We start from the raw sequence: 26,429 nt of genomic DNA on the forward strand, positions 1-26,429 counted from the left end.
TATGTCGGACGCCCAGTCCCTCAACGCTGCATTCATGGTGGTTCAGAGCAACAGTCTCGATGAGCTGCGCAGTCTTGTGGTCAGCATCATGCGGCGCTACCCACTGGCACCCTTGGAAAACGAAATCGCTTTGGTGCAAAGCAACGGCATCGCCCAATGGCTCAAACTCGCATTGGCCGAAGATCCTGAAGACGATGACCTTGGCGGTTGCGGGATCGCTGCGGCGATTGACGTTCAACTACCCGGCAGTTTCATGTGGCAGCTGTATCGCATGGTATTGGGACGAGAAGAAATTCCGGCGAAATCCCTGCTCGATAAAGCTCCGCTGACCTGGCGTCTGATGCGCCTCTTGCCACAGGTAATCGATCGCCCCCATTTCGAGCCGCTGCAACGCTTCCTCACTCACGACAGCGATCTGCGCAAGCGCTATCAGTTGTCAGAGCGTCTAGCCGATCTGTTCGACCAATATCAGGTCTACCGGGCTGACTGGCTGGAAGATTGGGCTGAGGGGCGTCATCAACTGCGCAATGTGCGAGGTGAAATCAAGCCTCTGCCAGCGACCAGTTGCTGGCAGGCAGAGTTGTGGCGAGCGCTGCTGGATGACGTCGGCGAACAAGGCATGGCGCAGAGTCGTGCCGGCGTGCATCAACGTTTCATGGAGCGCATCAACATACTCGACAAGGCCCCGGCTGCGCTGCCGCCGCGCGTGATCGTCTTTGGCATTTCTTCATTGCCCGCACAAGTTCTTGAAGCGCTCGCCGGTCTGGCGCGCTTCAGTCAGGTTCTGCTTTGCGTACACAACCCCTGTCGCCATCACTGGGCCGATATCGTCGCCGACAAGGACCTGCTGCGACATCAATACAAGCGGCAACAACGCAAAAGCGGGATGCCAGTGGTCCTTGATGCCGAGACCCTGCATCAGCATGCACATCCTTTGCTGGCCGCTTGGGGCAAACAAGGTCGCGACTATATCAACCTGCTCGACAGCTACGACGATCCCAACAGCTACCGCGCAGCCTTTCGTGACGGCCGCATCGACCTGTTCAGCGAAGCCCAGCCGCACAACATGCTTAACCAGCTTCAGGATGACATTCTGGAGTTACGTCCCCTCAACGAGACACGCGAACTCTGGCCTGCGGTTGATGCAACCCAAGACCATTCAATACGTTTCCACATCGCCCACAGTGCCCAGCGCGAAGTCGAAATCCTGCACGATCAACTGCTGGCGCGTTTCAGCGCCGACCCGGCTCTACGCCCACGGGACGTGATCGTGATGGTCCCGGATATCGACAGCTATGCCCCGCATATCCGCGCGGTTTTCGGTCAGCTCGATCGATTTGACCCGCGCTTCATTCCGTTCACTTTGGCGGACCAGGGCCAGCGAGGACGTGATCCATTACTGATCGCCGTCGAGCACCTGCTCAAGCTGCCGGACAGCCGTTTCCCGGTCAGCGAGATTCTCGACCTGCTCGATGTTCCAGCTCTGCGTACTCGCTTTGGCGTAGAGGAACGTGACCTGCCAACTCTGCACCGCTGGATCGAGGGCGCCGGCGTGCGTTGGGGCATGAGTGCCGAACAACGGGCCGGTCTCGGATTGCCTGAGGAACTGGAGCAGAACAGCTGGCATTTCGGTCTACGCCGAATGCTGCTGGGCTACGCCGTCGGCAGTGCCGATGCATGTGCAGGTATCGAGCCTTACGACGAAATTGGTGGACTTGATGCTGCCCTGATCGGGCCATTGGTTGCGCTGCTGGATGCCTTGGAAATCGCTCATCAGCAACTCACTCAACCGGCTCAACCGAAAGAGTGGGGGCTGCGCTTGCAGGCGCTGATGCAGGTGTTCTTTCAGGCGAGCAACGAGCACGACGACTACCTGCTGACCCAGCTCGAAGAGCTTCGCGAGACCTGGCTGGAAACCTGCGAGGCGGTCGGCCTGACTGACGAATTGCCGCTGACTGTTGTGCGCGAAGCCTGGCTCGCCGGGCTCGATCAGGGCCGATTGTCGCAACGATTCCTCGCCGGTGCGGTGAATTTCTGCACCTTGATGCCGATGCGTGCCATTCCTTTCAAACTGGTTTGTCTGCTGGGCATGAACGACGGCGATTATCCGCGCGCGCAGCCGCCGCTGGACTTCGATCTGATGGGCAGTGATTACCGCCCAGGCGACCGCTCACGACGTGAAGACGACCGTTACCTGTTACTCGAAGCGCTGTTATCCGCACGCACTCAGCTCTATATCAGTTGGGTCGGTCGCAGCATTCGCGACAACAGCGAACGACCCGCCTCGGTGCTCATCGGCCAGTTGCGCGATCACCTCGCCAGCGGCTGGCGTTCAATCGACCCAATCCAGGATCTGTTGGACGCGCTGACCGAAGAACACCCCTTGCAACCTTTCAGTGCCCGCTATTTCCACGAAGGCGAGCAAATGTTCAGCTACGCCAGCGAGTGGCAGGTGTTACATCAAGAGAAAGCGCAGCAAAGCGAAGCGCCGTTACTCGCGCCATATGTTCAAGAGGAACCGTTGACGCTGGCATTGCTGCAGGATTTTCTGCGTAATCCGGTTCGGCATTTTTTCACCCAGCGTCTCAAGGTCTATTTCGAGGCGGCGCAAGCGCCGTTGGCAGATGAAGAACCTTTCGTGCTGGACGCCCTACAGCGCTACACGCTAAGCGACAGTTTGCTGGAAGCCGCACTCAGCCAGCCGGACAATATCGATCAGGCGCTGCAAGCCCGGGCGCTGCGCCTGCAAAACAGTGGTCTGCTGCCTATGGCCGGTTTTGGCGAATGCCTACAGCGTGAACTGATCGAACCGCTGCCGGATCTTCTGCAGCGTTATCAACAGTTGCTGACGTTATGGCCGACGCCATTGAGTAGTGCAATCCCGGTCAGTCTCGACTTGCAGGGTTTGCGGCTGGAGGGCTGGCTCGCAAACCTGCATCAACGCGCCGATGGCGGCCTGCTGTCGGTCACGACCATTCCCAATAGCATCGGCTCGATCAAAACTCGCAAGTGGCATCGGCTGACCAAATCGTGGGTTACCCATCTGGTCGCCTGCGCCAGCGAGCATGCGCTGACCACGGCATTGGTCGCCAGTGACGATACGTTGTTGCTGGAGCCAATGGAGCGAGACCGAGCGTTGCGTTTGCTCGGTGACCTGCTTCTTGCCTGGCAATCAGGCATGCGCCAGCCCTTGCCGATTGCGATAAAAACCGCGTTCGCCTGGTTGTCTCAAACTGACCCGGTCAAAGCCGAAGCAGCTGCGCGAAAAGCCTATGACGGTGACGGTGACGGCCAGACCAGCAACGGCGAGCGGCGCGAAAGCCCGGCACTGCTCCGGCAATATCCCGACTTCGATGCATTGTTGGCAGACGAAACCTTCACCGGCTGGTGCGACGCGTTGTACCGCCCATTATTCGAAGCGCCGTGGCGTTCCTTGTCCAGCGAAGGTGCGCGCGCATGAGTACCAAAACACCGTTGGCTCTGGCCTTCCCGCTGCGCGGCAGTCAGTTGATCGAAGCAAGCGCAGGCACCGGCAAAACCTTCACGATTTCGGCACTTTATCTGCGGTTGATTCTCGGCCATGGCGGCGAGACAAGCGGTTTTTCACGCGAACTGCTGCCGCCGCAAATCCTCGTAGTGACGTTTACCGACGCTGCTACCAAAGAGCTGCGTGAACGCATTCGGACACGCTTGGCTGAGGCCGCGCGGTTCTTCCGCGACGAAATTGTTGCCCCGGACGGACTGATTGCCGAGCTGCGCGATCAGTTCGATCCGCTGCAATGGCCGGGCTGTGCCAACCGCCTCGATATCGCCGCGCAGTGGATGGACGAAGCCGCCGTCTCGACCATTCACAGCTGGTGTCAGCGCATGCTGCGCGAGCATGCGTTCGACAGCGGCAGCCTGTTCACGCAATCCCTGGAAACCGATCACAGCGATCTGCTTGGCGAAGTGTTGCGCGATTACTGGCGACTGTTCTGCTACCCGATGCAGGGCGATGCGCTGAACTGGGTGCGCAGCAATTGGGGTGGCCCCGCCGCGTTGTTGCCTCGGGTGCGCGGCTTGTTTGCCAGCGAGCGTGACACCGATGAAGGCAAGGCGCCCGCGGAGCTGATCGAGGAGTGTTTGCTGGAGCGGCGAGCGGCGTTGGTCGAACTGAAAATGCCTTGGCGTGACTGGGCAGACGAGCTGCTTGCTCTCTGCCATGAAGGCGTCGCCAGCAAAACCGTCGATGGCCGCAAGATGCAGGCGCGTTATTTCGAGCCCTGGTTCGAGAAGCTCAAGACCTGGGCCGAAGACGAGTCGCTTGAGCAACTGGACATTGGCACCGGCTTCACCCGATTGACGCCCGATGGCATGGCCGAGGCCTGGAAAGGCCCGGCGCCCAGTCATCCGGGACTGGACGCCATGTCCGGACTCAAGTCGAGCCTTGATGCCTTGCCGACGCCCGATGCTGCTGTTCTGCAACACGCTGCCAAGTGGGTCGGCGCGCGTTTTGAAGAAGAGAAGCGCCGTCGCGCAGAAATGGGGTTCGACGACATGTTGCTGCGTCTGGATGCCGCGCTGCAATCGGAGGGCGGCGAGCGTCTGGCAACGCTGATCCGCGAGCAGTTCCCGGTCGCGCTGATCGACGAATTCCAGGACACCGACCCGGTTCAGTACCGCATCTTCGAGAGCATTTACCGCATCGAAGACAATCACCCTGACACCGGCCTGTTCCTGATCGGCGACCCCAAGCAGGCGATCTATGCCTTCCGTGGTGCCGACATCTACACCTATCTGCGCGCACGTCAGGCCACTACCGGCCGTTTGCATACACTAGGCACCAACTTCCGCTCCAGCCACGGCATGGTGACAGCGGTCAATCACGTATTCGAACGCGCCGAGTCCCGAGAGCAGGGGCGCGGCGCGTTTTTGTTTCGCGAGAAAACCGGCGAGAACCCGGTACCGTTCCTCCCGGTCGAGTCTCAGGGACGCAAGGAAACGCTGCGGATTGCCGGGCAAGACGTCACGGCACTGAATGTCTGGCTACTGCCCAGCGATCAGCCGCTGTCCGGCGCGGTTTATCGCCAGCAAATGGCCGCCGCCTGCGCCAGTCAAATCACCGCACTGCTCAATGGCGGGCAAACCGGCAGCGCTGGTTTCTTTCAAGCAGACGACTTCAAAGGTTTACGCCCTTCGGACATCGCGATCCTCGTCCGCGACGGTAAGGAAGCCCAGGCCGTACGCGCCGAACTCGCCGCCAGAGGGGTGCGCAGTGTTTATCTCTCGGACAAGGATTCGGTGTTTGCCGCCCAAGAGGCGCACGATCTGCTGGCCTGGCTGAAGGCTTGCGCCGAACCCGATGTCGAACGCTCGCTCAAGGCTGCGCTGGCTTGCACCACATTGAACCTGCCGCTGATCGAGCTGGAGCGCCTGAACCAGGATGAAATGGTCTGGGAAGCCCGGGTCATGCAGTTCCGCGGCTATCGAGAGCTCTGGCGCAAACAGGGCGTGTTGCCGATGTTGCGACGCCTTCTTCACGACTTCCACCTGCCGCAAACCCTGATGCAGCGCAGTGACGGCGAGCGCGTACTGACCAACCTCTTGCACCTCTCGGAACTGATGCAGCAAGCCGCTGCTGAACTGGACGGCGAGCAAGCATTGATCCGCCATCTGGCCGAGCTGCTGGCACTGTCCGGTCAGGGCGGGTGAAGAGCAGATTCTGCGTCTGGAAAGCGACGAGCAACTGGTCAAGGTGGTGACCATCCACAAATCCAAGGGCCTGGAATATCCGCTGGTATTCCTGCCATTCATTTGCTCGGCGAAACCGGTGGATGGCAGCCGCTTGCCGCTGCATTACCACGACGCTGCGGGCAAGGCGCAGATCAGCCTCAAGCCGACCCCCGAGTTGATCGCTCTGGCTGACGATGAGCGTCTGGCCGAAGATCTGCGTCTTCTGTATGTCGCATTAACGCGCGCGCAGCATGCCTGCTGGCTGGGCGTCACCGATCTCAAGCGCGGCAATAACAACAGCTCGGTGCTGCACCTGTCGGCGTTGGGTTATTTGCTCGGTGGCGGTGCCGCTTTGGGCGAGTCCAGCGAATTGAACCGCTGGCTGCGGGATCTGCAGCAGGACTGCCCGGCCATCGGCATCAGCGAAATGCCTCAGCCCACTGACGAGCATTACCAGCCGCCGCGCAATGAAGCAGTGCTGCGAGCCACGCTACGGCCCAAGCGCAAAGCCAGTGAAAACTGGTGGATCGCTTCCTATAGCGCTTTGCGCATCAGCGACATATTGAGCGTCGGCAGCGATGAAGCACCGGACAGTCCGCAGGCGCAAAAGCTCTTCGACGACGAGCGCCTCGATCCCGACGCGCCACATGAAATCAGCAGCGGTGGCGCCGATATCCACCGTTTTCCTCGCGGACCGAATCCCGGCACGTTTTTGCATGGCTTGCTCGAATGGGCGGGCGCTGAAGGTTTCGCCGTTACTCGCGAAGCGCTGGAAGATGCAATTGCCCGGCGCTGCAACCTGCGCGGCTGGCAAGGCTGGATTACTACCCTGACGGACTGGCTGCAACATTTGCTCGAGTCGCCGTTGCCGATCGCGGGCGGGCAACCGCCGGTGGTTCTTGAGCAACTGAAGCAATATCGCGTCGAGATGGAGTTCTGGTTCGCCAGTCACAAAGTCGACGTGCTCAAGCTCGACGAGCAGGTGCGCCAGCACACCCACAATGGCGTGGCTCGTGTTGCGGCAGAACCGGTTCAACTCAACGGCATGTTCAAGGGCTTTATCGACCTGACCTTCGAGCACGCTGGCCGCTATTACGTCGCCGATTACAAATCCAATTGGCTAGGCGTGGATGATCAGGCCTACACCGTGCAGGCGATGGAGCAGTCGATCCTCGACAATCGTTACGACCTGCAATACGTGCTGTATCTGCTGGCACTGCATCGCCAGTTGAAGGCGCGGCTGGCGGATTACGATTACGACCGCCATGTCGGCGGGGCGCTGTATCTGTTTCTGCGCGGTACGCGTGCGGAAAGTCGTGGCGTGTACTTCGTGCGTCCACCACGGGAATTGATCGAACGCCTCGACCGGATGTTCCAGGGCAAACCCGAACCCAAGACCGAACCCGCCTGGGAACAGGGAGTCCTGTTATGAGCCGCACATTCGCCGATCTGCTGCCGACGCCGCTGGAAGCGGACAGCCTGTCGAAACTCTCGCCGCTGACCCGCGCCGATGATTTGCTGTTGTTGCTGAGCCGTTGGGTCGAGCGCGGCTGGCTGCGCGCGCTGGACCGCGCCTTTGTCGCGTTCCTTCATGAACTCGAGCCCGAGACCGATCCGCTGGTGATGCTCGCGGCGGCGTTGACCAGTCACCAACTCGGCCATGGTCATGTGTGTCTGGACCTGTTTGAAACCCTCAAGGCGCCGGATTTTGCACTGTCATTGCCGCCCGAAGGCGATGTGCAGGGCGGTGTGTTGCTGCTGCCCTCGCAATTGCTCGAAACGCTCGATGGAGCTCATTGGTGCAAAGTGCTGGCAAGCAGTCCATTGGTGGCCCTGGCCGCTGACCCGAGTGAAACAGCGCAGACACGTCCGCTGGTGCTGTCCTCGAAACGCCTGTACCTGCGCCGCTACTGGACCTACGAACGCCGCATCGATGCAGCGTTGCGGCAACGCTTGATGCAGCAGGAGCCGACGCCGGATGATCTGCCGCAGCGTCTGAACGAATTGTTCGGCGGCGCGGAATCCGCAGCTGTCATCGATTGGCAAAAACTCGCCTGCGCCATCGCTACGCGCAGCGCCTTCAGCATCATCACTGGCGGCCCGGGCACCGGGAAAACCACCACGGTGGTGCGCTTGCTCGCGTTGCTGCAGGCACCGGCCGTCGAGGCTGGCCATCCGCTGCGCATTCGTCTGGCGGCACCGACCGGCAAGGCCGCTGCGCGTTTGACCGAGTCGATCAGTCAGCAAGTGCAATCACTGCAAGTCGCCGAAGCGGTGCGCGCGGCGATCCCCAGCGATGTGACCACCGTGCACCGTCTGCTCGGCAGTCGACCGGGCACCCGGCATTTCCGTCACCATGCCGGCAACCGCCTGCCGCTGGATGTGCTGGTGGTCGATGAAGCGTCGATGATCGACCTGGAAATGATGGCCAACCTCCTCGACGCCATGCCGGCCCATGCTCGGCTGGTGCTGCTGGGCGACAAGGATCAACTGGCCTCGGTCGAGGCGGGCGCGGTGCTGGGCGATCTGTGCCGTGACGCCGAGGGCGGTTGGTACAGCCCGCAAACGCGACAATGGCTGGAGTCTGTCAGTGGCGAGTCGTTGCAGGGCAGCGGTTTGCATGAAGATCGCGACGGCACCCATCCGCTGGCGCAGCAAGTGGTGATGCTGCGTCACTCGCGCCGCTTCGGCGAGGGCAGCGGTATCGGTCAGCTCGCGCGCCGGGTCAATCAGCAATTGGCCGATGAGGCGCGGCAGTTGCTCGCGGTCGGCAGCTACGACGACGTGTATTCGCTACCGCTCAAAGGCGAGCACGATCTCAAGCTCGAACGTCTGCTGCTCGAAGGTCACGGCAACGGCCCGCAAGGTTACCGCCATTACCTGAGCGTACTGCGCGATCAGCGTCCACCGTCGACGCGGCCCCTTGAGCATGCGGCCTGGACCGATTGGGCGCGGGAAGTCTTGCAGGCGTTCGACACGTTCCAGTTGCTGTGCGCCGTGCGCAAAGGGCCATGGGGCGTTGAAGGTCTGAACCAGCGCATTACCGCTGCCTTGCTCAAGGCGCGTCTGATCGAGAGCGATCAGCAATGGTATGAAGGTCGGCCGGTGCTGATGACTCGTAACGACTATGGTCTGGGCCTGATGAACGGCGACATCGGCATCGCCCTGAAACTGCCCGAGCGTGAAGGCGCAGAAATCGGCAAAACTGTTCTGCGCGTGGCCTTCCCGCGTAACGATGGTCAGGGCGGCGTGCGCTTCGTGTTGCCGAGTCGACTCAATGATGTCGAAACCGTGTACGCCATGACGGTGCACAAGTCCCAGGGTTCGGAGTTCGCCCACACGGCGCTGATCCTGCCGGATGCGTTGAACCCCGTGCTGACCAAAGAACTGATCTACACCGGAATCACTCGCGCCCGGCACTGGTTCACCTTGATCGAGCCGCGTGCCGGCGTGTTTGAAGAGGCGGTGCTGCGCAAGGTCAAGCGTCTGAGCGGGCTGATGCTGGAACTGGAAGAGGGCACCGAGCCTCCGGGATGAAGCGCTGAATGACCGACAACGAATACTGACCAACCGGTCAGAGGCAGGCGCCTCGCTGGTGTTCTGGCGCTGTGCTATCGTTGCGGCATCATTTCGTTACGCTCCAAGAGAATCCCTCCATGAAGGTGGCCGTCTGGGCGACACAGCGTGTGGTGGCCTGCCAGCACGCATTGCTGATCGTTTTGCTCTGGTTGTTGACGGGCAGCGCCATCGCCCAAGCGCAAACCGGGCCGGCCGAGCAACGGGCCAAAGCGGTCACGCAAGTGGTGCTTGGCATCCTCAGTTATGCACGCTGGCCGGTGGAACCGGCGCAATTGCGCCTGTGCATCGTCGGCCCCACCGAATACACCGATGACCTGGTCAAAGGCACCACCCAAGCCACGGGGCGGCCGGTGGCTGTGCGGCGCCTGCTGGCAGACAACCCGGCCATCGTCAGCGAATGCGATGCGGTGTACATCGGCAAGCTCACCGCCGACGAACGCAGTCGCCTGTTCGCATCGTTGATCGGGCATCCAGTGCTGAGCATCAGCGAAGCAGACGATCAATGCACCGTCGGCAGTCTGTTCTGCCTGCGCGTTGGCGATGAACAAGTGTCGTTCGAGGTCAATCTCGACTCCGTGGCTCGCAGTGGTGTGCGCATTCACCCCAGCGTGTTGCAGTTGTCCCGTCGCAAAGCGGCGGCGCCATGAAGCTGTTCAGTTGGAAGGCTCGCCCCACCCTTGGTTCGGTCATTGGCCGTGGGCATTTGATTGTCGCGCTGGTGGCGGTGGCGATGGCCAGTGTTTCGCTGACCTTGCTGGGCGTGCTCGCGCTGCGGGTCTATGCCGACCACAACCTGCACTTGATCGCCCGTTCGATCAGCTACACCGTCGAGGCAGCCGTCGTGTTCAATGACAAAGCGGCGGCAACCGAGGCGCTGGCGATCATCGCCGCCACCGAGGAAGTAGCGGATGCCCGAGTGCTCGACGCGCAAGGCCAATTGATTGCGCAATGGCAGCGCGTCGAGACCGGCTTGTTCTCCGAGCTGGAAATGCAGATCACCCGCGCTCTTCTGGAAAAACCGGTCAGCCTGCCGATCGAGCATCAGGACCGCGAAATCGGTCGCGTCCTGCTCATCGGTCACGGCGGCAGCCTGATGCGCTTCCTGCTCAGCGGCCTGGCCGGGATTGTGCTCTGCACCGCGATCAGCGCCTGGGTCGCGCTCTATCTGGCGCGGCGGCAGTTGCGCGCGATCATCGGCCCGTTGCACAGCCTCGCCGCCGTCGCCCACGCCGCGCGCAGTGAGCGAGCGCTGGATCGGCGCGTGCCGCCGGCGCAAATCGCTGAACTGGATAATCTGGGTAACGACTTCAATGCCTTGCTCGGCGAACTCGAGTCGTGGCAAACCCATCTGCAAAACGAAAACGAAACTCTCGCTCACCAAGCGACCCACGACAGCCTCACCGGTTTGCCCAACCGCGCGTTTTTCGAAGGCCGCTTGATGCGCGCCTTGCGCAACGGCAAAAAACACGATGAGCGGGTCGCCGTGCTGTTTCTCGACAGCGACCGCTTCAAAGGCATCAACGATAACTTCGGCCACGCCTCGGGCGACGCAGTGCTGGTGGCCATCGCCAATCGCGTGCGAGCGCAATTGCGCGAGGATGATCTGGTCGCGCGGCTGGGTGGCGACGAGTTCGCCGTGCTGCTTGCGCCACTGCACACGGTCGAAGACGCTGAGCACATCGCTGACAAGATTCTCGCCAGCATGGACATGCCGATCACCCTGCCCGGCGACAGCAGTGTGATGACCTCGCTCAGTATCGGCATCGCCGTCTACCCCGATCATGGCGCTACGCCTGGGACTTTACTCAACGCAGCCGACGCGGCGATGTACCAGGCCAAGCGCCTGTCGCGTGGCGCGCAATTCACCGCCGGGTCGGAGCGCCCGGTCGATTCCGTTCACACCAGGAGCTGATGTCCGTGTTCACTCTTCCCGTTCGACTTTTTTCCGCATTGCTGATGATCGCCGCGCTGACCCTGAGCGGTTGCCAGACCGCCCCGCAGAAAGGCCTGACACCGGCGCAGGTCGCCGTGCTCAAACAGCAGGGTTTCGAGTTGACCGACGACGGTTGGGAGTTCGGCCTGTCGGGCAAAGTGTTGTTTGGCAGCGATGTCGAAAGCCTGAACGCAGCCAGCACGGAAATCGTCGAACGCATCGGCAAGGCGTTGCTCGGCGTGGGGATCGAGCGCGTTCGGGTAGATGGCCACACCGATGCGTCCGGCAAGGAAACCTACAATCAGCAACTGTCGCTGCGCCGGGCCAAGAGCGTCGCCAACGTCCTCGGCACGGTCGGCATGAAGCAGGAGAACATCCAGCTGCAAGGCCTGGGCAGCAGCGAACCGGTGGCTTCCAACGACACCGCAGCGGGGCGCACGGAAAATCGCCGGGTGTCGATCGTGGTCAGCGCCGACTAATCGGCAAAGCGCATCTCCCGCGTTTCACCCATCAACAACGCCTGATTGCGTTCAGTCACTTCGCGGATGTAATCCCACAACAACGTAATCCGCTTCAACTTGCGCAGATCCTCGCGGCAGTACATCCAGAACTACAGGACGTAAGGGTTCCACCCAATGATTACGGGGCCCTAACGCCATGATGACCAATTCCAAGCTCTATCCTGTTACAAGTGCTGTCACAAACTCTGCTCTAACTCTCAGGCCGACCACGAGGCTCGCTAAGCCCTATCACTACAGGCGCAACGGCATCTACTATCTACGCCTCAGAGAGACCGGCAGCACCACGCAGGCCACCTCAGTATCCCTCAAGACCTCCGATAGAAAGGCCGCTATGGACGCTTCAAGACGACTTGCCGAGACCATCAAGTCTTTCCATCTGGATCACCCTGAGGCCACTTGGAGTGAGCTTCGAGAACATTTGCTGTGGGTCGCTGAGGGGCTCCTGTCGTGTTCCCATGATGTCCACTCGCTGCGTGACTGGGGCGACCTGTATGAGGACGTTAGAACGAACCTGACGGAGATTGCCGCAACGATGTCCCTCAACGTCGATCAGCATGAGCATGTAACCAAGGCTAAAGATGTGATGGCTGCTGCTCAGGTTCGATTACAGGGCGACTCAGTGCCACTGGTCAAGATCATTAGGGACCTTGAAGCCGACCCTAAGTCAGTCTTGAAGCACGTGAGTGACGTGTCTCTGTCTACATCTGTAAAGTCTCCCGCAATGACCTTTGAGGCCCTCTCAGTTCTCTACTTGGCAGACCGAGCTCAGGACCAGAAAGCATCGACCCTCAAGGAAACCAAGGTATGCCACGGCACTCTCTCAGCGTCTCTCGGTAGTCTGGATCTGCGCAACCACTCAAGGGAGGACCTTGTGGCTCTGCGTGATCGACTCTCTGAAGGGCGTATGCCTTCAACGGTCAACAAGCTGCTGGTGAAGCTATCGGCTGTCCTGACGTGGGCGAAAGACAATGGTCACTTGGTCAATACTTACGACAAGAAGCTCAAGCTCACCAAGGGCCTTGAGTCCACCCGTAAGGCATTCTCTCAGGCTCAGGTCAGTACGCTGATGGCCTACGCGAACAGTCTTCCAGAGACCTCATGGAAACGTTGGATGCTTAGCCTCGGGATAATTACAGGCGGTCGACTCAATGAGATCTCCCAGTTATGCGTTGGCGACATCCAGACCCTTGATTCAGGTGTCACCGTTATCCATATCAACGAGGTTGGTGAGGGTAAATCCATTAAGAACAAACGCAGCGAACGACTGGTGCCGTTGACCGATGGTGCCTATGGCTTCGACCTTGCCGCATTCTTGCGTTACGTCGAGTCGTGCAAACGGTCAGGGTCATTAGCGCTGGCTCAGATCGGGTACAAGACAGCCGGGGAATGGGCGAACCAACAAGCCATTCCGGCAGCGCTTGGAGATTCCTTTACGGCTGGTTTGACTTTCCATTCGTTGCGTCACTCGTTGGCTTCCCTTATGCAGGTCAAAGGGGTCCCTGTAGTCCACGCTCAGGCCGTCATGGGACACGCGTCAGGTACCATTACGTTCGATACATATGGCTCTGGCGTTCCCGTTGAGGTGATCGCTGAGATGCTCCGTGGATTGCTTGATGGAAGTCGTGTCGACCTCTGAGGGCGCTAAAAGTGCGTCAATCGAATCCTGTTCTTTGACGCACTCGCCAGCTTAATCATTCACCGAGAGTGTTAGTCCCAACGTTCAATCTCCACTGCACCGGGCCTTGCAAGATTGTGTGCTGGTGATGATTTTGAGGTGGGAATGGATCACCATTGTTGGATGTGATTTCTTTTCTACATCCAGTGCAACGGTAAATCCCAGATGCCGGAACGAGTTGTCCGGGGCCAAATGTTTGATTCCATAGCGGTGTTGGATTGTCAGCGAGTGTTAAAAATGAGGTTGCGATGTACCACGCCATAGTTACTCTCCATGCGAATGAGCGTTGGGCCACTTGAGCATAGGCTGTTTTCGTAATGCCGATAGGCCACTTTGTTGTAATTTTGTGTCAAGAGGCAGAGCGCCTTAAACCAGCCTCTCCTTCGCTGCGAACCAAATGGCCTGCTTGAACGGCAGCCACTAAAATTTAGAGGGGTATTCATGACACCTGAGAACGATGCGAACAACATTAAGTGGTTGATGACAGACCTAATGGTTGATTTGGCATCAGCGGTAGGCATGGCGCGTGACGTCATAATTTCTCATGATCCGCTTGTGCCCATTAAAAGCATGGGGCGGCTCAGAGTGTGTAATCACTTCATAGTCCTGACCCTGTTTAAGTTACATGAGGTTAGAAAAGGCTATGGGCAGTTTTTTCATCGTCTTCCGAGTGAAGCTACGGTATCGCTTTATCAGGCTGCGAAAGACATCGAAGCCAAGCAGATTTGTCAGTTCAGAAATAAATACGCCGCTCATATATTTGATAAGGATTCAAAAAAGCCCATTTCACTCAAAAAAGCGGAGGAGTTGTTGCTCTCGATTACAGGCAAAGACAATTCTGATTGCTTGAGCTTTTACGATTGGATATGCCCTGTAGGTTGGAAAGCTGATCAGAAATGCGTTGTGAGTACGGTGGTGGCCATGCGCGATTACTGTATGGGGCTGCCGGGTGGAGAGCTGGAGAGACCTTAGCCAACAAAGTCCCCCCACTATGACGACATAGATTAAAAACCCTCACATATAGGGAGACACACCATTCCCACTGTAACCGCTCAGTCACCCCGAGGTGACCCAGTGGGCAAGGCTCATCGTGACAGCGTGGTTCACTCCACCAGACACATGAGACCACCAAGTCAGAACCCCTCGGGGTCCTCTGAGGTCCAGTTACGGGGACCATCTCAACGATACTGTCTGTCGAGCCTCTGAATGGCTTGATGGACCCTTAATAGGTTTGGGCCTCCTATTACTGATCGTGGGATTACAGGGACCTTTTACTTAAAGATCCTCTATGAGGAATATCAGGTAGTAATCTTTATATTCTCTCTCTAAGTTGAAAGACTTTAAGAGCCCTTTAAGTACAGGGGCTAAGGTCTTCTCAGACCATGATTGCAAGCAACGGCATCATATGGTCACTCACCATGACTCGTTAAGTGGTCTCTGAGCTCTCAGGTGTCCTCAATATTGGATGCCGGTTAAAAACCCTCACATACACCGGACACACCGTTCGTCTCTAAGGCCATTCGCATGGTCACTTCATTAACAGAGTCTTTCTGATTGCTCCCTGAGCCACTCGCCAGAACCCGTCATGGGGTCTCTGTGCTGGCCCGTGGATGCGAACTCAGGGAGCAATCAAAAGGAAATCATGAATATGAACATCAAGCACAAGCACGCAGGTCACGTAATCATCATCGACGGTCAGGCCTTTAAAGCTAACGATTCGGGTATGTGGAACTTGACCGACATCTGGCGCACCTTGAAATTGCCTGCAAGGAAAGGGCCCGGTAAATGGGCTGAGCTGAAAGAGGCTCAACGATTGGCAGCTTCCGGGAAAGTCGAAAGCTCCAATGGCAGAGGGACCCTTGCGACCAAACAGGCAGCGATCAGGTATGCCGCATGGGTTTCCTCAAAGTTCGAAGACTTGGTCTACGACGCCTTCGAGGCCATCCTTGAAATGCCCGAGGTCGCTCTATTGGTCGCCGACAAGATGCGTAATATCGGACACGACCACAGTGCAGCCATCCTTGAGCGCCATATCTTCAACGATAAGAGCGACTGGTATAGCTTGGGTCGTCGGACTCCAAAGAAGCTGACGGCACAGCAACAGGAACAGCATCGTTTGTTCCGTGCTGCCCAGCGTAATGATCGAAAGTCAGGAGCTTTCTGAGATGACCTACCTCGATCTAATCAACAGCCTGTGTCTTACCCCAGCGTCACGCATGAAGTTAATCAGCATCCGCAATCATTGGACTGACAGCTACAAACGCAAGATGGTCTCAGTGATCCATCCCTTGGGTGGCCGTGTGGTCGATCAAGTTGCCCTTGAGGCTCACCTTCACGGGTACTTGGTGACCTTCATGCACAGCCTTATAGCCGCAGGAGTCCACCTTGACGCTCTCTTGATGGTTCCTTTGACCGTGCCGTTGAACCGACAACCAATTACTTACAGCCGAGTCCTGGACCTCTCTTCTGAGTCCGCTCAAGTCGTTTAAGGCCCCCCGCATCTTGGGCGGTTGAATCCACCAGTAAGAACCGTAAGACCCTCACCAAAGTGCCCAATAGGACAGTCCGCCATGCTGCCCGAAGGTCCCTTGACGACCCGCAAAAGCTCCAACCCCAGTCGTCGAATACATCCCTCAAACCCAGAACATATAGACAAGCCGTGACGGCGCCGGAGTGGCTTACTCCTTAGCCTCTGGTCTTCGTCGCCCATGCGGCACGGCTTGATCTATGTGTCTATTAGGAGACACAACCACATGAAACTGAACATCGTAAGCACCCCTGATCGTCTTGAAGTTCAAGGCCAAAACGTATCCCGAGAATATGCCGAAGGCGCAATGCTCGCAGGCTTGTTGGCTATGGCTGGCAAGAACGACAACAAGGTCACTGAGATCGTCCGTCAGTACCGTGATGCTGGGCTGAGTACCTCTGCGTTCCCTGTAGAGACTCGTCGAGCCTTCACGATCTTCGCAAGGGAAGAACAGCAAGAGACCAAGCGCGCCGCTGAGGCTGCATGGTTCGCTGAACGAGCCAAAGAGCAAGTACCTCCGACTCCACTTGAGGCCGCACGTAAACGCGCCGTCAGGGAGACCCAAAACGAGCGCATTCGCCGTATGGGTGCTGAGACCCGAGCTGCCCGTGGCGGCGGCGCATGGTCATCGTTCCCCGACTTTGACTGATCCCTTTACGAACCTTTCAAGACAACTTATTCAGGAGTAATTACACATGATGAAACGCGATCAATACGAGGCCCCTAACGCCTATACCGTGTCCCAAACAGAAGGCTCCACCCGTATTCAGTTCACCCGTGCCGACAAGATCAAAGAAGGTATGGCATCGGACACCAGCATTTACGTCGAGGTCTTTTCTCAGGCACTCGATGAGTACTTCAATGAGGGCGATTGGAAGGAGGAAGCAGCTAATGCTATTCCTTGCGAGTTCCGGCCAGCCAAGACGGAGCCGACAGCCCAACAACTGGTCGTAATGCAAAACCGTTCGGTTGCCTTCGACCCTCGTACCAGCATCTACGATGACAAATCAGAATTCACCAACGGTGAGGCTGTGGTCGGTGACGTGATCTTCACGGAGCCTTGCGACAAGGCTGCATTGTTTTCCTTCCGTGCCACTTTCTTGGACGCTCATCTCATTGCTGGCTGGTCCGGTGAAGGCTTGCAGCAGACCGGTAAGAAGCTGCTGGATGACTTTGAGCTGACCTGTGGTGGTGTCGTTGCTGGGATCTTGAAGGACGCTAAGTCTACCGAGACCAAGACCGTGACGGGCGCCTTGAGCGCAACTCCGCGAGAGCGTGCAGAAGACATCATCGACGCCTTGACCATGCATTTGAACCTCGCCGTAGGCCGAGACCTTGAGTCCTTCGTGCTGCTGATGCCTGTGGCCTTGTCGGCTGTGTTGAACCGTGCCGCTCAGCGTGCTGGCCACGATGACCTTGAGGACTATTTGGGAACCCGCACTCAGTTCTACTCAGGTGAAGACCATGGTGTGTTCATGCTGCCGATGGGCTTCGCTTCGCTATCGTTCCGTGAAGGACCAGACGGTGACATCTGGAACGTAACGACCACTCGCAACCCGGCCATTCAAGGTTGGGATCTCGAAGTTACTGGTGTGGCTGACGTAATTGCTCAGGGCAAAGTTCGCTTGAAGCTGGCCAACCCTGCCGACCCAACCGAGAAGTTCCAAACCGAGACGGTTAGCTTTCCGCTAATCACTCGTGTGGTCTTTTCTGCCGAGTAACGCCATCACCATTAAGAACCATTGGGTTCCCGTCACGGGGACCTTGTGGGTCTCGTGGGAAGCCTCAAGCCTAAGGTTTAAAGTTTCAACCGCTTGAAATCCGGGTGTTTGAGGCTTCACCACGAAACCTACCGCTACACGCGTCGCATAAAGAGGAGCCTTTACGATGGTCCATACGAAACTGTGGGCAGTCGTTAAGGCTGTCCTTCTGTCCAAAGCATTCTGGAAGCTTGTTGGCATCCTTGGGGCAACCTTCGGAATTGCTAACGCTGAGACAGTCTTTGAGGTCCTTGGTGAGCTTGTCACTGAGGTCTACGCGGACACTTGAGGGACCTAAAAGGCTGATGGAAATATGGGGAAAATTTCTCTAACACCACCTCAGTTACGATTCCCATGCAAATACCCCCGTAGGCCCTTGCGCCTGTGTCCAACGCTTGCCTGTGGGGGGACTTGGTCGCGCATGCACACGCCACTGTAAGTCCCCTTTCGACTGTCACAAGTCGTGTCACAACTCCTGTCACAAGTCGTTGCCAAGAGCCTGATTAGGTCGTTAGGATAGGTCTCCCTTGCTCCTTGTAGATTCTCCGTCTGCGAACAGTAGGACACGCGTTTCGCCCAGCAGTAGCGGGCCATTGAGCTCAGTCACCTCTCTTATGTAATCCCATAACAGAGTGATTCTTTTGAGCTTGCGCAAATCCTCCCGGCAGTACATCCAGAACTGCCGGGTGATGTCGATTTCCTCCGGCAACACCGGCAGCAATCGTGGATCCTGCGCGGCGAGGAAGCACGGCAGGATCGCCAGCGAGCGCCCCTGCTGTGCGGCGACGTATTGCGCGATCACGCTGGTGCTGCGCAAATGTGCGCTGGCGCCGGGCAGCACATTGGCCAGGTAAAGCAGCTCCGAGCTGAACGCCAGGTCATCCACATAACTGATGAATTGATGCTTGCTCAAGTCGGCCGGGCGGCGGATCGGTGGGTGTTTGTCCAGATAGTCCTGGGTTGCGTACAGCTGCAAGCGGTAGTCGCAAAGTTTGCAGCAGACGTACGGCCCGTGCTCCGGCCGCTCGAGGGCAATGACGATGTCGGCCTCGCGCTTGGACAGGCTGATGAAGTGCGGCAGCGGCAGGATGTCCACCGAGATTGCCGGGTAGGCGTCGACGAAGTGGCTCAATTGCGGGGTGATGAAGAAACTGCCGAAGCCTTCAGTACAGCCCATGCGCACGTGCCCGGAGAGGGCCACGCCCGAGCCGGAAACCTGCTCGCAGGCCATGTGCAACGTGCTTTCGATCGACTCGGCATAACCGAGCAAGCGCTGGCCTTCAGTGGTCAGGACGAAGCCGCTGGTGCGGGATTTTTCGAACAGCAATGTGCCGAGCGCCGCTTCCAGCGAACTGATCCGTCGCGACACCGTGGTGTAGTCGACGGCCAGGCGTTTGGCGGCGGTACTGGCCTTGCGGGTGCGGGCGACTTCGAGGAAAAACTTCAGGTCGTCCCAGTTCAGCGAGCCTAGCGAGGTGATGTTTTTTTGCATGATGGTCGGGCTTATATGTGCGTTCTTATTAGAAGTTTGCACATCTATACTCCAAAAACAGTCCGACAACCAATTCGCGACACACGCCTCATCTCAAGGCGAACCTTTCGCCTTGGCTCCTACGATAAAAACAAGTTCTGGAGACCAGCATGAACGCATCGCTTACGCCCAACGACACCACGCTGCAAAAGGTCAAACTGCTGATCGACGGCGAGTGGGTCGAGTCGCAGACCACCGAGTGGCACGACATCATCAACCCGGCCACCCAGCAAGTGCTGGCCAAGGTTCCGTTCGCCACCGCCGCTGAGGTCGATGCCGCTGTCAGCGCCGCCCAGCGCGCGTTCCAGACCTGGAAACTGACCCCGATCGGCGCGCGGATGCGCATCATGCTCAAGTTGCAAGCGCTGATCCGCGAGCACTCCAAGCGCATCGCCGTGGTCCTCAGCGCCGAGCAGGGCAAGACCATTGCTGACGCCGAGGGCGATATTTTCCGTGGCCTGGAAGTGGTCGAGCACGCGTGCTCGATCGGCACCCTGCAAATGGGTGAATTCGCCGAGAACGTCGCCGGCGGCGTCGACACTTACACCCTGCGCCAGCCGATCGGCGTCTGCGCCGGCATCACGCCTTTCAACTTCCCGGCGATGATTCCGCTGTGGATGTTCCCGATGGCGATCGCCTGCGGTAACACCTTCGTGCTCAAGCCGTCGGAACAGGATCCGCTGTCGACCATGTTGCTGGTGGAACTGGCCATTGAGGCTGGCGTTCCGGCGGGCGTGCTCAACGTCGTTCATGGCGGCAAGGATGTGGTCGATGGCCTGTGCACGCACAAGGACATCAAAGCCGTGTCGTTCGTCGGTTCTACCGCTGTCGGCACCCACGTTTATGACCTGGCCGGCAAACATGGCAAACGCGTGCAGTCGATGATGGGCGCAAAAAACCACGCTGTGGTACTGCCGGACGCCAATCGCGAGCAAGCGCTGAATGCTTTGGTCGGTGCCGGTTTCGGTGCGGCCGGGCAACGTTGCATGGCCACGTCGGTGGTGGTGCTGGTCGGTGCCGCAAAACAGTGGCTGCCAGACCTGAAAGCGCTGGCGCAGAAGCTCAAGGTCAACGCCGGCAGCGAGCCGGGCACCGATGTCGGCCCGGTGATTTCGAAAAAGGCCAAGGCGCGGATTCTCGAACTGATCGAAAGCGGCATCAAGGAAGGCGCCAAGCTTGAACTCGATGGTCGCGACATCAGTGTGCCGGGCTACGAGCAGGGCAACTTTGTCGGCCCGACCCTGTTCTCCGGTGTGACCACCGACATGCAGATATACACCCAGGAAATCTTCGGCCCGGTGCTGGTGGTGCTGGAAGTCGACACCCTCGATCAGGCGATCGCGCTGGTCAACGCCAATCCGTTCGGCAACGGCACTGGCCTGTTCACCCAGAGCGGCGCGGCGGCGCGCAAATTCCAGACTGAAATCGATGTCGGTCAGGTCGGTATCAACATCCCGATTCCGGTACCGGTACCGTTCTTCAGCTTCACCGGCTCGCGCGGTTCGAAACTCGGCGACCTCGGCCCGTACGGCAAGCAAGTGGTGCAGTTCTACACGCAGACCAAAACGGTCACGGCGCGCTGGTTCGACGACGACAGCGTCAACGACGGCGTGAACACCACCATCAACCTGCGCTGAGGATTCGATCATGAAAATCGCATTTATCGGGCTGGGCAACATGGGCGCGCCGATGGCGCGCAACCTGATCAAGGCCGGCCACTCCCTGAACCTGGTCGACCTGAACAAAACCGTGCTGGCGGAACTCGAGCAACTGGGCGGCACCATCCGCGCTTCGGCCCGCGAGGCGGCGGAAGATGCCGAACTGGTGATCACCATGCTCCCGGCCGCGGTGCATGTGCGCAGTGTCTGGCTGGGTGAAGAGGGCGTGCTCGCCGGCATTCGCCAAGGCGTGCCAGCGGTGGATTGCAGCACTATCGATCCGCAGACCGCCCGCGACGTTGCTGCGGCCGCCGCCAAACACGGCGTGGCCATGGCCGATGCGCCAGTCTCCGGCGGCACTGGCGGCGCGACCGCCGGCACGCTGACCTTCATGGTCGGCGCCACCCCGGAACTGTTCGCCACCCTGCAACCGGTGCTGGCGCAGATGGGCCGCAACATCGTGCATTGCGGTGAAGTCGGCACCGGCCAGATCGCCAAGATCTGCAACAACCTGCTGCTGGCAATCTCGATGGTCGGCGTCAGTGAAGCGATGGCGTTGGGCGATGCGCTGGGGATCGACACCGGTGTGCTGGCCGGAATCATCAACAGCTCGACCGGCCGTTGCTGGAGTTCGGAGATGTACAACCCGTGGCCGGGCATCGTCGAAACGGCGCCGGCCTCGCGCGGTTATACCGGCGGGTTCGGGGCAGAACTGATGCTCAAGGATCTTGGGCTGGCGACTGAAGCGGCGCGGCAGGCGCACCAGCCGGTGGTGCTCGGCGCGGTGGCGCAGCAGTTGTATCAGGCGATGAGTCAGCGCGGTGACGGTGGGAAAGACTTCTCGGCGATCATCAACAGCTATCGCAAGCCGCAGTAACGCGATCAGCCCTTTGTGGCGAGGGGATTTATCCCCGTTGGGTTGCGCAGCAGCCCCCTGGAGTGTGTCAGGTAAACCGAGTGCTCAGGGTTTGCGACTGCTGCGCAGTCGAGCGGGGATAAATCCCCTCGCCACAGGTTTTAGCAACGCCGGGATATTTGCCGGGAAATCACGTCGGGTGATTTCCCGGCTTTTTTGCATCAGGCGAAGACGAAGTATTTGCGCACGGTCTCGACCACTTCCCACGTGCCTTTCATGCCCGGCTCAACCACGAAGATATCGCCAGCACGCAGATGAATCGGCGCCATGCCGTCCGGGGTGATCACGCAGTAGCCTTCCTGGAAATGGCAGTACTCCCATTTCACATAATCGACGCGCCACTTGCCCGGTGTGCAGATCCAGGTGCCCATGATCTTGCTGCCGTCTTCGCTGGTGTAGGCATTGAGGTTGACGGTGTGCGGGTCGCCTTCGAGTTTTTCCCATTTGCAGGCGTCGAGCACTGGCAGCGGGTGGGTGTCGCGCAGAACGGTGATAGGGGCGGTCGCGGTCATGGGGACTCCGGGCAGGTGGACTTGAGAATTGAAGTCGCACCCTATAGCGGCCGGTCGCCGCTCAGTTGTCTGGGGTCGACATCGGAGTGCTCAGAAACGCGCGCAGCAATAAGTGCTTGTAACAGCGCTTGGGCATAACCCGGCAGCGCGGCGAAGTCTTTCGCGCAGAGCAATAACGCGCGGCGCGCCCACGGCTCATTCAGGGTCACACACTGGAACCGTTTGAGCGCCGTACGTTCGACAGCGGCCAAGGGCACGATGGCCAGTCCCGCCCCTCTTGCGACCATACGCATCGCGCCATCAAAGCCATCGGCGCGAATGCGCACCTGCATCCGCGCGCCGCTGTGCAGCGCCTGTTCTTCCAGATAAATCGCCAATGCGCTGTCGGCGCTCAATCCGACAAAATCGTGCTGCAACGCGTCGCTGAAACTGACCTCGGCAACGTCAGACAACGGGTGATCAAGCGGCAGAATCAGCACCAGCGGATCATCACGAAACGCCTGGGTCTGCAGGCCGTTGGTGTCGACCGCGTCGGACACAATCCCCAGATCCGCTGCGCCTTCACGCAAGGCATGAGTAATTCGCGCACTGGGCAGTTCCTGTAGATCGATGTCGAGATTGGGATGGCTGCGCAGGAAATCCGCGAGCACTTCCGGAAGGTACTCGGTAATCGCCGTGGTGTTGCATAACAGCCGCACCTGGCCTTTGACGCCATGCGCATAATCGGCCAGATCCTGCTGCATGCGTTCGGCCTGTTGCAAAAGAATGCGCGCATGGCGGGCGAGGGCTTTACCGGCCGGGGTCGGGGTGACGCCACGCCGACCACGTTCGAGGAATTCGGCGCCCAGCGAGGCTTCCATCGCGCGGATTCGGGCGCTGGCGGCGGCGAGGGACAAGTGGCTGCGGGCGGCGCCGGCGGTGATGTTGCCGGTGTCGAGAATGTGCAGGTAGAGGCGCAGGTCGGTGAGGTCGAAGTGCATGGGGTTTGCCTCTGATTTTTATGGTGTGTGGGCTGGCCCTTTCGCTGGCAAGCCAGCTCCCACAGGTTTCTTGTTGATCTCTAAATGGATGAACAACCGAGATTCTGTGGGAGCTGGCTTGCCAGCGATGAGGCCAGATGCATCACTGCAAATATCAGCCTCTTGCAAAGGAATAGGCTGCCTCAGTATATGGCAGATTTCCACCGCACCCGGATCAGTGCACATTACCCCAATGCACAAACTGACCGACTTCTACCAAACCCTCGGCCTGACCCTTTCTCTACTGGTCATCGCCACCTTCCTCCTCGCCGGCACGGTCAAAGGCGTGATCGGCCTCGGCCTGCCCACTGTCGCGATGGGCCTGCTCGGTCTGGCTATGGCGCCGGCGCAGGCAGCCGCTTTGTTGATCGTCCCCGCGACCCTGACCAACCTCTGGCAACTGGCCTTCGGCGGTCATCTGCAAGGATTGATCAAACGCCTCTGGCCCATGCTGCTGATGATCTTCCTCGGCACCGGCATCGGCACCCTCTGGCTCGACATGTCCAGCGGACATTGGGTAGTGCGCGGACTTGGCGCGGCGCTGTTGCTGTATGCATTGAGCGGATTGTTCTTGCCCACGCTACACGTCAAATCCGCGCATGAATCGTGGCTCGGCCCGCTGTGTGGCCTGATCACCGGCGTCATCACCTGCGCCACCGGCGTCTTCGTGATTCCGGCGGTGCCGTACCTGCAAGCGCTGGGGCTGAGCCGCGATGAGCTGGTGCAGGCGCTCGGCCTGTCCTTCACCGTCTCGACCCTGGCGCTGGCCGCTGGGCTGCTCTGGCACGGCGCACTCGGCGGTGGCGAATTGAGCGCCTCGCTGCTGGCGCTGATCCCGGCCATGCTTGGCATGTGGCTCGGTCAGTGGCTGCGTCAGCGCATCAGTGCGGTGCTGTTCAAGCGGGTGTTCTTTATCGGAATGGGCGCGCTCGGCGCCCATTTGCTGATCAGCGGCTAGCCGACGATTCGCTGAGCATGTCGATCGCGCGAATATCGAAATCGCGCTCAAGATAGTCCATGCGCCTGGCGAAAAACGCTTTCATGTGCGGCAACGCCGAGTGCACATCCAGATGCGCCTGGCTGGCCCAGATCTCGTAGAAGATAAACAGCGTCGGATCTTCCTTGTCGCGCAGCATGTGGTACTCGATGCAGCCCGGTTCGGCGCGGCTTGGCTCGACGTAAGCGCGGAACAGCGCTTCGAACTCGGCGGCTTTTTCCGGGTGGGTCTTGGCGTGCAGGATGAAACCCTGGCGTTCACTCATCACAACTTCCTCAAAAGCAGAAAGCGGCGATGCTACGGCAACAATTGCCGATCGATTCGTGCGTTTTGATCAAATGTATTTTGCGTCGATGTGGCTGTTTCCGCGCGAGATCGATGGTTAGTCTGCCGCCATTCCAATTCCTGTTTCAATCCAGCCTTGAAGGCTGCGCCGAGGTTTTCCGATGAAGAAAGTGCTGTTGCTCAATGGCGGTAAAAAATTCGCCCATTCCGATGGCCGCTATAACACCACCCTGCACGAAACCGCGCTGAGCGTGCTGGATCGCGGCGGTGTCGACGTCAAGACCACGTTTATCGACGAGGGCTATGACGTTGCCGAAGAAGTGGCGAAATTCCTCTGGGCCGACGTGATCATTTATCAGATGCCGGGCTGGTGGATGGGCGCGCCGTGGACGGTGAAAAAGTACCTCGACGAAGTCTTCACCGAAGGTCACGGCAGCCTCTACGCCAGCGACGGCCGCACCCGTTCCGATGCCTCGCAGAAGTACGGCAGTGGCGGTCTGATTCAGGGCAAGCAATACATGCTGTCGCTGACCTGGAACGCGCCGCAGCAAGCCTTCGATGACCCGACGGATTTCTTCGAAGCCAAAGGCGTGGACGCGGTGTACTTCCCGTTCCACAAGGCCAACGAATTTCTCGGCATGACCGCACTGCCGACCTTTCTCTGCGTCGACGTAATGAAGCGTCCGAATATCGACAATGATGTGGTGCGCTATGAGCAGCATCTGACTGAGGTGTTTGGCCTCAAGGCTTGAGGCTTTCAGGCTAATATCGGGGTCACAGCAAAAGATCGCAGCCTTCGGCAGCTCCTACAGGGGGAATGCATTCCAATGTAGGAGCTGCCGCAGGCTGCGATCTTGGCGATTCCAAAGAGGACACCCGTGAAAGCCAGATCCGATGAGTTGCAGATTTTCGTCTGCGTGATCGAGTGCGGTTCGATTTCCGCCGCCGCCGAGCAGGTCGGCCAGACGCCGTCGGCCGTCAGTCGCACGCTGTCGAAGCTCGAAGCCAAGCTCGACACCACGCTGATCAACCGCACCACGCGACGCATGGACCTGACCGAGGAGGGCAAGTATTTCTTCGAACAGGCCAAGCTGATTCTCGACCAGATGGATCAACTCGAAGAACGCCTGTCCTCGCGCCAGCAGACCCCATCCGGGCGCCTGCGCATCAACGCTGCCTCGCCGTTCATGCTCCACGCCATCGTTCCCTACATCGACGAATTCCGGCAGCTGTACCCGGACATCCTGCTCGAACTCAACAGCAATGACCTGATCATTGACCTGCTTGAACAAAGCACCGACGTCGCCATCCGCATCGGCACCCTCGCCGATTCGACGCTGCATGCGCGTTCGCTCGGTTGCAGCCCATTAATGATCGTCGCCAGCCCCGCCTATTTGAAAAAACACGGTGCGCCACGACAAGTGGCGGATTTGAGCGAACACACGTTGCTCGGCTTTACCCAGAACGAAGGCCTCAACCAGTGGCCGCTGCGCTATGTGCATGGCGACCGTTGGCCGATCACCCCGGCAATCAGCGCCTCCAGTGGTGAGACCGTGCGCCATTTGGCACTGGAAGGGCAGGGCATTGCCTGTCTGTCGCACTTCATGACCATCGACGACATCCGCGCCGGACGCCTGAAAGTCCTGCTCGGTGAATTCAACAGTGGCTATCGCCAGCCGATCAACGCCGTGTACTACCGCAACTCGCAACTGGCGTTGCGCATTCAGTGTTTCCTCGACTTTATCCAGGGCAAACTCGCCGCCTATGCCAGCGCCGAATTCAAGGGCTGATTCGTGATCCCTGC

19 protein-coding genes and 2 pseudogenes are annotated in these 26,429 nt (G+C 59.0%); 16 read left to right on the top strand and 5 right to left on the bottom strand.

Annotated features, from left to right (window positions below):
- The first annotated feature begins 1 nt into the window (after position 1).
- The 6 genes and pseudogenes from recC (at position 2) to yfiB (ending at position 11,703) form a co-directional block, all read left to right on the top strand.
- A complete protein-coding gene (gene recC / locus ACZ9BE_RS01190; protein WP_476248827.1) occupies positions 2–3,460 on the top strand; it encodes an exodeoxyribonuclease V subunit gamma in 3,459 nt (1,152 codons plus the stop codon).
- Positions 3,457–7,144, top strand: a pseudogene (recB, locus tag ACZ9BE_RS01195) (exodeoxyribonuclease V subunit beta). Before recC ends, recB begins: the two are co-directional and overlap by 4 nt.
- Complete coding sequence (recD, locus tag ACZ9BE_RS01200) at positions 7,141–9,249, top strand: exodeoxyribonuclease V subunit alpha (protein WP_476248828.1); 2,109 nt, start codon at positions 7,141–7,143, stop codon at positions 9,247–9,249. Before recB ends, recD begins: the two are co-directional and overlap by 4 nt.
- A gap of 119 nt (positions 9,250–9,368) precedes the next feature.
- Positions 9,369–9,938 (top strand): regulatory sequestration protein YfiR, encoded by a 570-nt coding sequence (yfiR, locus tag ACZ9BE_RS01205; protein ID WP_476248829.1) that lies wholly within the window; start codon positions 9,369–9,371, stop codon positions 9,936–9,938.
- Positions 9,935–11,203 carry a diguanylate cyclase DgcN/YfiN gene (dgcN, locus tag ACZ9BE_RS01210; RefSeq protein ID WP_476248830.1) on the top strand — a complete coding sequence of 423 codons (1,269 nt, stop codon included), beginning with the start codon at positions 9,935–9,937 and terminating at the stop codon, positions 11,201–11,203. Before yfiR ends, dgcN begins: the two co-directional genes overlap by 4 nt.
- Positions 11,203–11,703, top strand: coding sequence for an outer membrane lipoprotein YfiB (gene yfiB / locus ACZ9BE_RS01215; RefSeq protein ID WP_191622424.1), 501 nt, complete (start codon positions 11,203–11,205; stop codon positions 11,701–11,703). Before dgcN ends, yfiB begins: the two co-directional genes overlap by 1 nt.
- Here the strand turns inward: yfiB and ACZ9BE_RS01220 are convergent.
- A pseudogene (locus tag ACZ9BE_RS01220) lies at positions 11,700–11,834 on the bottom strand (LysR family transcriptional regulator); the annotation flags it as partial. The gene yfiB and the pseudogene ACZ9BE_RS01220 sit on opposite strands and share 4 nt — an antisense overlap.
- A gap of 47 nt (positions 11,835–11,881) precedes the next feature.
- Here ACZ9BE_RS01220 and ACZ9BE_RS01225 point away from each other — a divergent pair.
- The 5 genes from ACZ9BE_RS01225 to ACZ9BE_RS01245 all read left to right on the top strand — a co-directional run bounded on the left by ACZ9BE_RS01225 (position 11,882) and on the right by ACZ9BE_RS01245 (position 17,668).
- Positions 11,882–13,381 carry a tyrosine-type recombinase/integrase gene (locus ACZ9BE_RS01225; RefSeq protein ID WP_232013061.1) on the top strand — a complete coding sequence of 500 codons (1,500 nt, stop codon included), beginning with the start codon at positions 11,882–11,884 and terminating at the stop codon, positions 13,379–13,381.
- 480 nt (positions 13,382–13,861) lie between these two features.
- The gene (locus ACZ9BE_RS01230; RefSeq protein WP_476248831.1) at positions 13,862–14,392 is read left to right on the top strand and encodes a hypothetical protein; all 531 of its coding nucleotides are present in this window, start codon (positions 13,862–13,864) and stop codon (positions 14,390–14,392) included.
- A gap of 676 nt (positions 14,393–15,068) precedes the next feature.
- Positions 15,069–15,584, top strand: a complete 516-nt coding sequence (locus ACZ9BE_RS01235; protein WP_172604446.1) for a KilA-N domain-containing protein — start codon at positions 15,069–15,071, stop codon at positions 15,582–15,584.
- 589 nt (positions 15,585–16,173) lie between these two features.
- Complete coding sequence (locus ACZ9BE_RS01240) at positions 16,174–16,596, top strand: hypothetical protein (RefSeq protein WP_126359865.1); 423 nt, start codon at positions 16,174–16,176, stop codon at positions 16,594–16,596.
- Between the two features lie 46 nt (positions 16,597–16,642).
- Positions 16,643–17,668 (top strand): hypothetical protein, encoded by a 1,026-nt coding sequence (locus tag ACZ9BE_RS01245; RefSeq protein WP_225931003.1) that lies wholly within the window; start codon positions 16,643–16,645, stop codon positions 17,666–17,668.
- Between the two features lie 550 nt (positions 17,669–18,218).
- On the opposite strand, the gene ACZ9BE_RS01250 is transcribed toward ACZ9BE_RS01245, so the two are convergent.
- Positions 18,219–19,199 (bottom strand): LysR family transcriptional regulator, encoded by a 981-nt coding sequence (locus tag ACZ9BE_RS01250; RefSeq protein ID WP_476250120.1) that lies wholly within the window; start codon positions 19,197–19,199, stop codon positions 18,219–18,221.
- Between the two features lie 149 nt (positions 19,200–19,348).
- Here ACZ9BE_RS01250 and ACZ9BE_RS01255 point away from each other — a divergent pair, with 149 nt between their 5' ends.
- Both ACZ9BE_RS01255 and mmsB read left to right on the top strand, forming a co-directional pair.
- Positions 19,349–20,875 carry a CoA-acylating methylmalonate-semialdehyde dehydrogenase gene (locus ACZ9BE_RS01255; protein WP_476248832.1) on the top strand — a complete coding sequence of 509 codons (1,527 nt, stop codon included), beginning with the start codon at positions 19,349–19,351 and terminating at the stop codon, positions 20,873–20,875.
- A gap of 10 nt (positions 20,876–20,885) precedes the next feature.
- Entirely contained in the window at positions 20,886–21,773 is an 888-nt protein-coding gene (gene mmsB, locus ACZ9BE_RS01260) for a 3-hydroxyisobutyrate dehydrogenase (RefSeq protein WP_016770578.1), read from the top strand.
- A gap of 200 nt (positions 21,774–21,973) precedes the next feature.
- Here the strand turns inward: mmsB and ACZ9BE_RS01265 are convergent, their stop codons facing one another.
- Positions 21,974–22,324 carry a cupin domain-containing protein gene (locus ACZ9BE_RS01265; protein WP_016770579.1) on the bottom strand — a complete coding sequence of 117 codons (351 nt, stop codon included), beginning with the start codon at positions 22,322–22,324 and terminating at the stop codon, positions 21,974–21,976.
- Positions 22,325–22,365: 41 nt separating this feature from the next.
- Positions 22,366–23,304, bottom strand: a complete 939-nt coding sequence (locus tag ACZ9BE_RS01270) for a LysR substrate-binding domain-containing protein (RefSeq protein ID WP_236169259.1) — start codon at positions 23,302–23,304, stop codon at positions 22,366–22,368.
- Positions 23,305–23,536: 232 nt separating this feature from the next.
- Here ACZ9BE_RS01270 and ACZ9BE_RS01275 point away from each other — a divergent pair, with 232 nt between their 5' ends.
- Positions 23,537–24,301 (top strand): sulfite exporter TauE/SafE family protein, encoded by a 765-nt coding sequence (locus tag ACZ9BE_RS01275; protein WP_476248833.1) that lies wholly within the window; start codon positions 23,537–23,539, stop codon positions 24,299–24,301.
- Here ACZ9BE_RS01275 and ACZ9BE_RS01280 read toward each other — a convergent pair.
- The gene (locus tag ACZ9BE_RS01280) at positions 24,291–24,605 is read right to left on the bottom strand and encodes a putative quinol monooxygenase (protein ID WP_095180327.1); all 315 of its coding nucleotides are present in this window, start codon (positions 24,603–24,605) and stop codon (positions 24,291–24,293) included. The two genes, ACZ9BE_RS01275 and ACZ9BE_RS01280, sit on opposite strands and share 11 nt — an antisense overlap.
- A gap of 181 nt (positions 24,606–24,786) precedes the next feature.
- Here ACZ9BE_RS01280 and mdaB point away from each other — a divergent pair, with 181 nt between their 5' ends.
- A complete protein-coding gene (mdaB, locus tag ACZ9BE_RS01285) occupies positions 24,787–25,377 on the top strand; it encodes an NADPH:quinone oxidoreductase MdaB (protein ID WP_041477876.1) in 591 nt (196 codons plus the stop codon).
- 126 nt (positions 25,378–25,503) lie between these two features.
- Positions 25,504–26,415 (top strand): LysR family transcriptional regulator, encoded by a 912-nt coding sequence (locus tag ACZ9BE_RS01290; protein WP_252887289.1) that lies wholly within the window; start codon positions 25,504–25,506, stop codon positions 26,413–26,415.
- The last annotated feature ends 14 nt before the right edge of the window (positions 26,416–26,429 follow it).

It is taken from the genome of Pseudomonas sp. TE9122 (assembly GCF_056278925.1).

Excerpts from the sequence above, each read along its gene's own strand:
- recC (WP_476248827.1), top strand. The coding sequence starts at position 2 with ATGTCGGACGCCCAGTCCCTCAACGCTGCATTCATGGTGGTTCAGAGC.
- recD (WP_476248828.1), top strand. The coding sequence starts at position 7,141 with ATGAGCCGCACATTCGCCGATCTGCTGCCGACGCCGCTGGAAGCGGAC.
- yfiR (WP_476248829.1), top strand. The coding sequence starts at position 9,369 with ATGAAGGTGGCCGTCTGGGCGACACAGCGTGTGGTGGCCTGCCAGCAC.
- dgcN (WP_476248830.1), top strand. The coding sequence starts at position 9,935 with ATGAAGCTGTTCAGTTGGAAGGCTCGCCCCACCCTTGGTTCGGTCATT.
- yfiB (WP_191622424.1), top strand. The coding sequence starts at position 11,203 with ATGTCCGTGTTCACTCTTCCCGTTCGACTTTTTTCCGCATTGCTGATG.
- ACZ9BE_RS01225 (WP_232013061.1), top strand. The coding sequence starts at position 11,882 with ATGATGACCAATTCCAAGCTCTATCCTGTTACAAGTGCTGTCACAAAC.
- ACZ9BE_RS01230 (WP_476248831.1), top strand. The coding sequence starts at position 13,862 with ATGACACCTGAGAACGATGCGAACAACATTAAGTGGTTGATGACAGAC.
- ACZ9BE_RS01235 (WP_172604446.1), top strand. The coding sequence starts at position 15,069 with ATGAACATCAAGCACAAGCACGCAGGTCACGTAATCATCATCGACGGT.
- ACZ9BE_RS01240 (WP_126359865.1), top strand. The coding sequence starts at position 16,174 with ATGAAACTGAACATCGTAAGCACCCCTGATCGTCTTGAAGTTCAAGGC.
- ACZ9BE_RS01245 (WP_225931003.1), top strand. The coding sequence starts at position 16,643 with ATGATGAAACGCGATCAATACGAGGCCCCTAACGCCTATACCGTGTCC.
- ACZ9BE_RS01250 (WP_476250120.1), bottom strand. The coding sequence starts at position 19,199 with ATGCAAAAAAACATCACCTCGCTAGGCTCGCTGAACTGGGACGACCTG.
- ACZ9BE_RS01255 (WP_476248832.1), top strand. The coding sequence starts at position 19,349 with ATGAACGCATCGCTTACGCCCAACGACACCACGCTGCAAAAGGTCAAA.
- mmsB (WP_016770578.1), top strand. The coding sequence starts at position 20,886 with ATGAAAATCGCATTTATCGGGCTGGGCAACATGGGCGCGCCGATGGCG.
- ACZ9BE_RS01265 (WP_016770579.1), bottom strand. The coding sequence starts at position 22,324 with ATGACCGCGACCGCCCCTATCACCGTTCTGCGCGACACCCACCCGCTG.
- ACZ9BE_RS01270 (WP_236169259.1), bottom strand. The coding sequence starts at position 23,304 with ATGCACTTCGACCTCACCGACCTGCGCCTCTACCTGCACATTCTCGAC.
- ACZ9BE_RS01275 (WP_476248833.1), top strand. The coding sequence starts at position 23,537 with ATGCACAAACTGACCGACTTCTACCAAACCCTCGGCCTGACCCTTTCT.
- ACZ9BE_RS01280 (WP_095180327.1), bottom strand. The coding sequence starts at position 24,605 with ATGAGTGAACGCCAGGGTTTCATCCTGCACGCCAAGACCCACCCGGAA.
- mdaB (WP_041477876.1), top strand. The coding sequence starts at position 24,787 with ATGAAGAAAGTGCTGTTGCTCAATGGCGGTAAAAAATTCGCCCATTCC.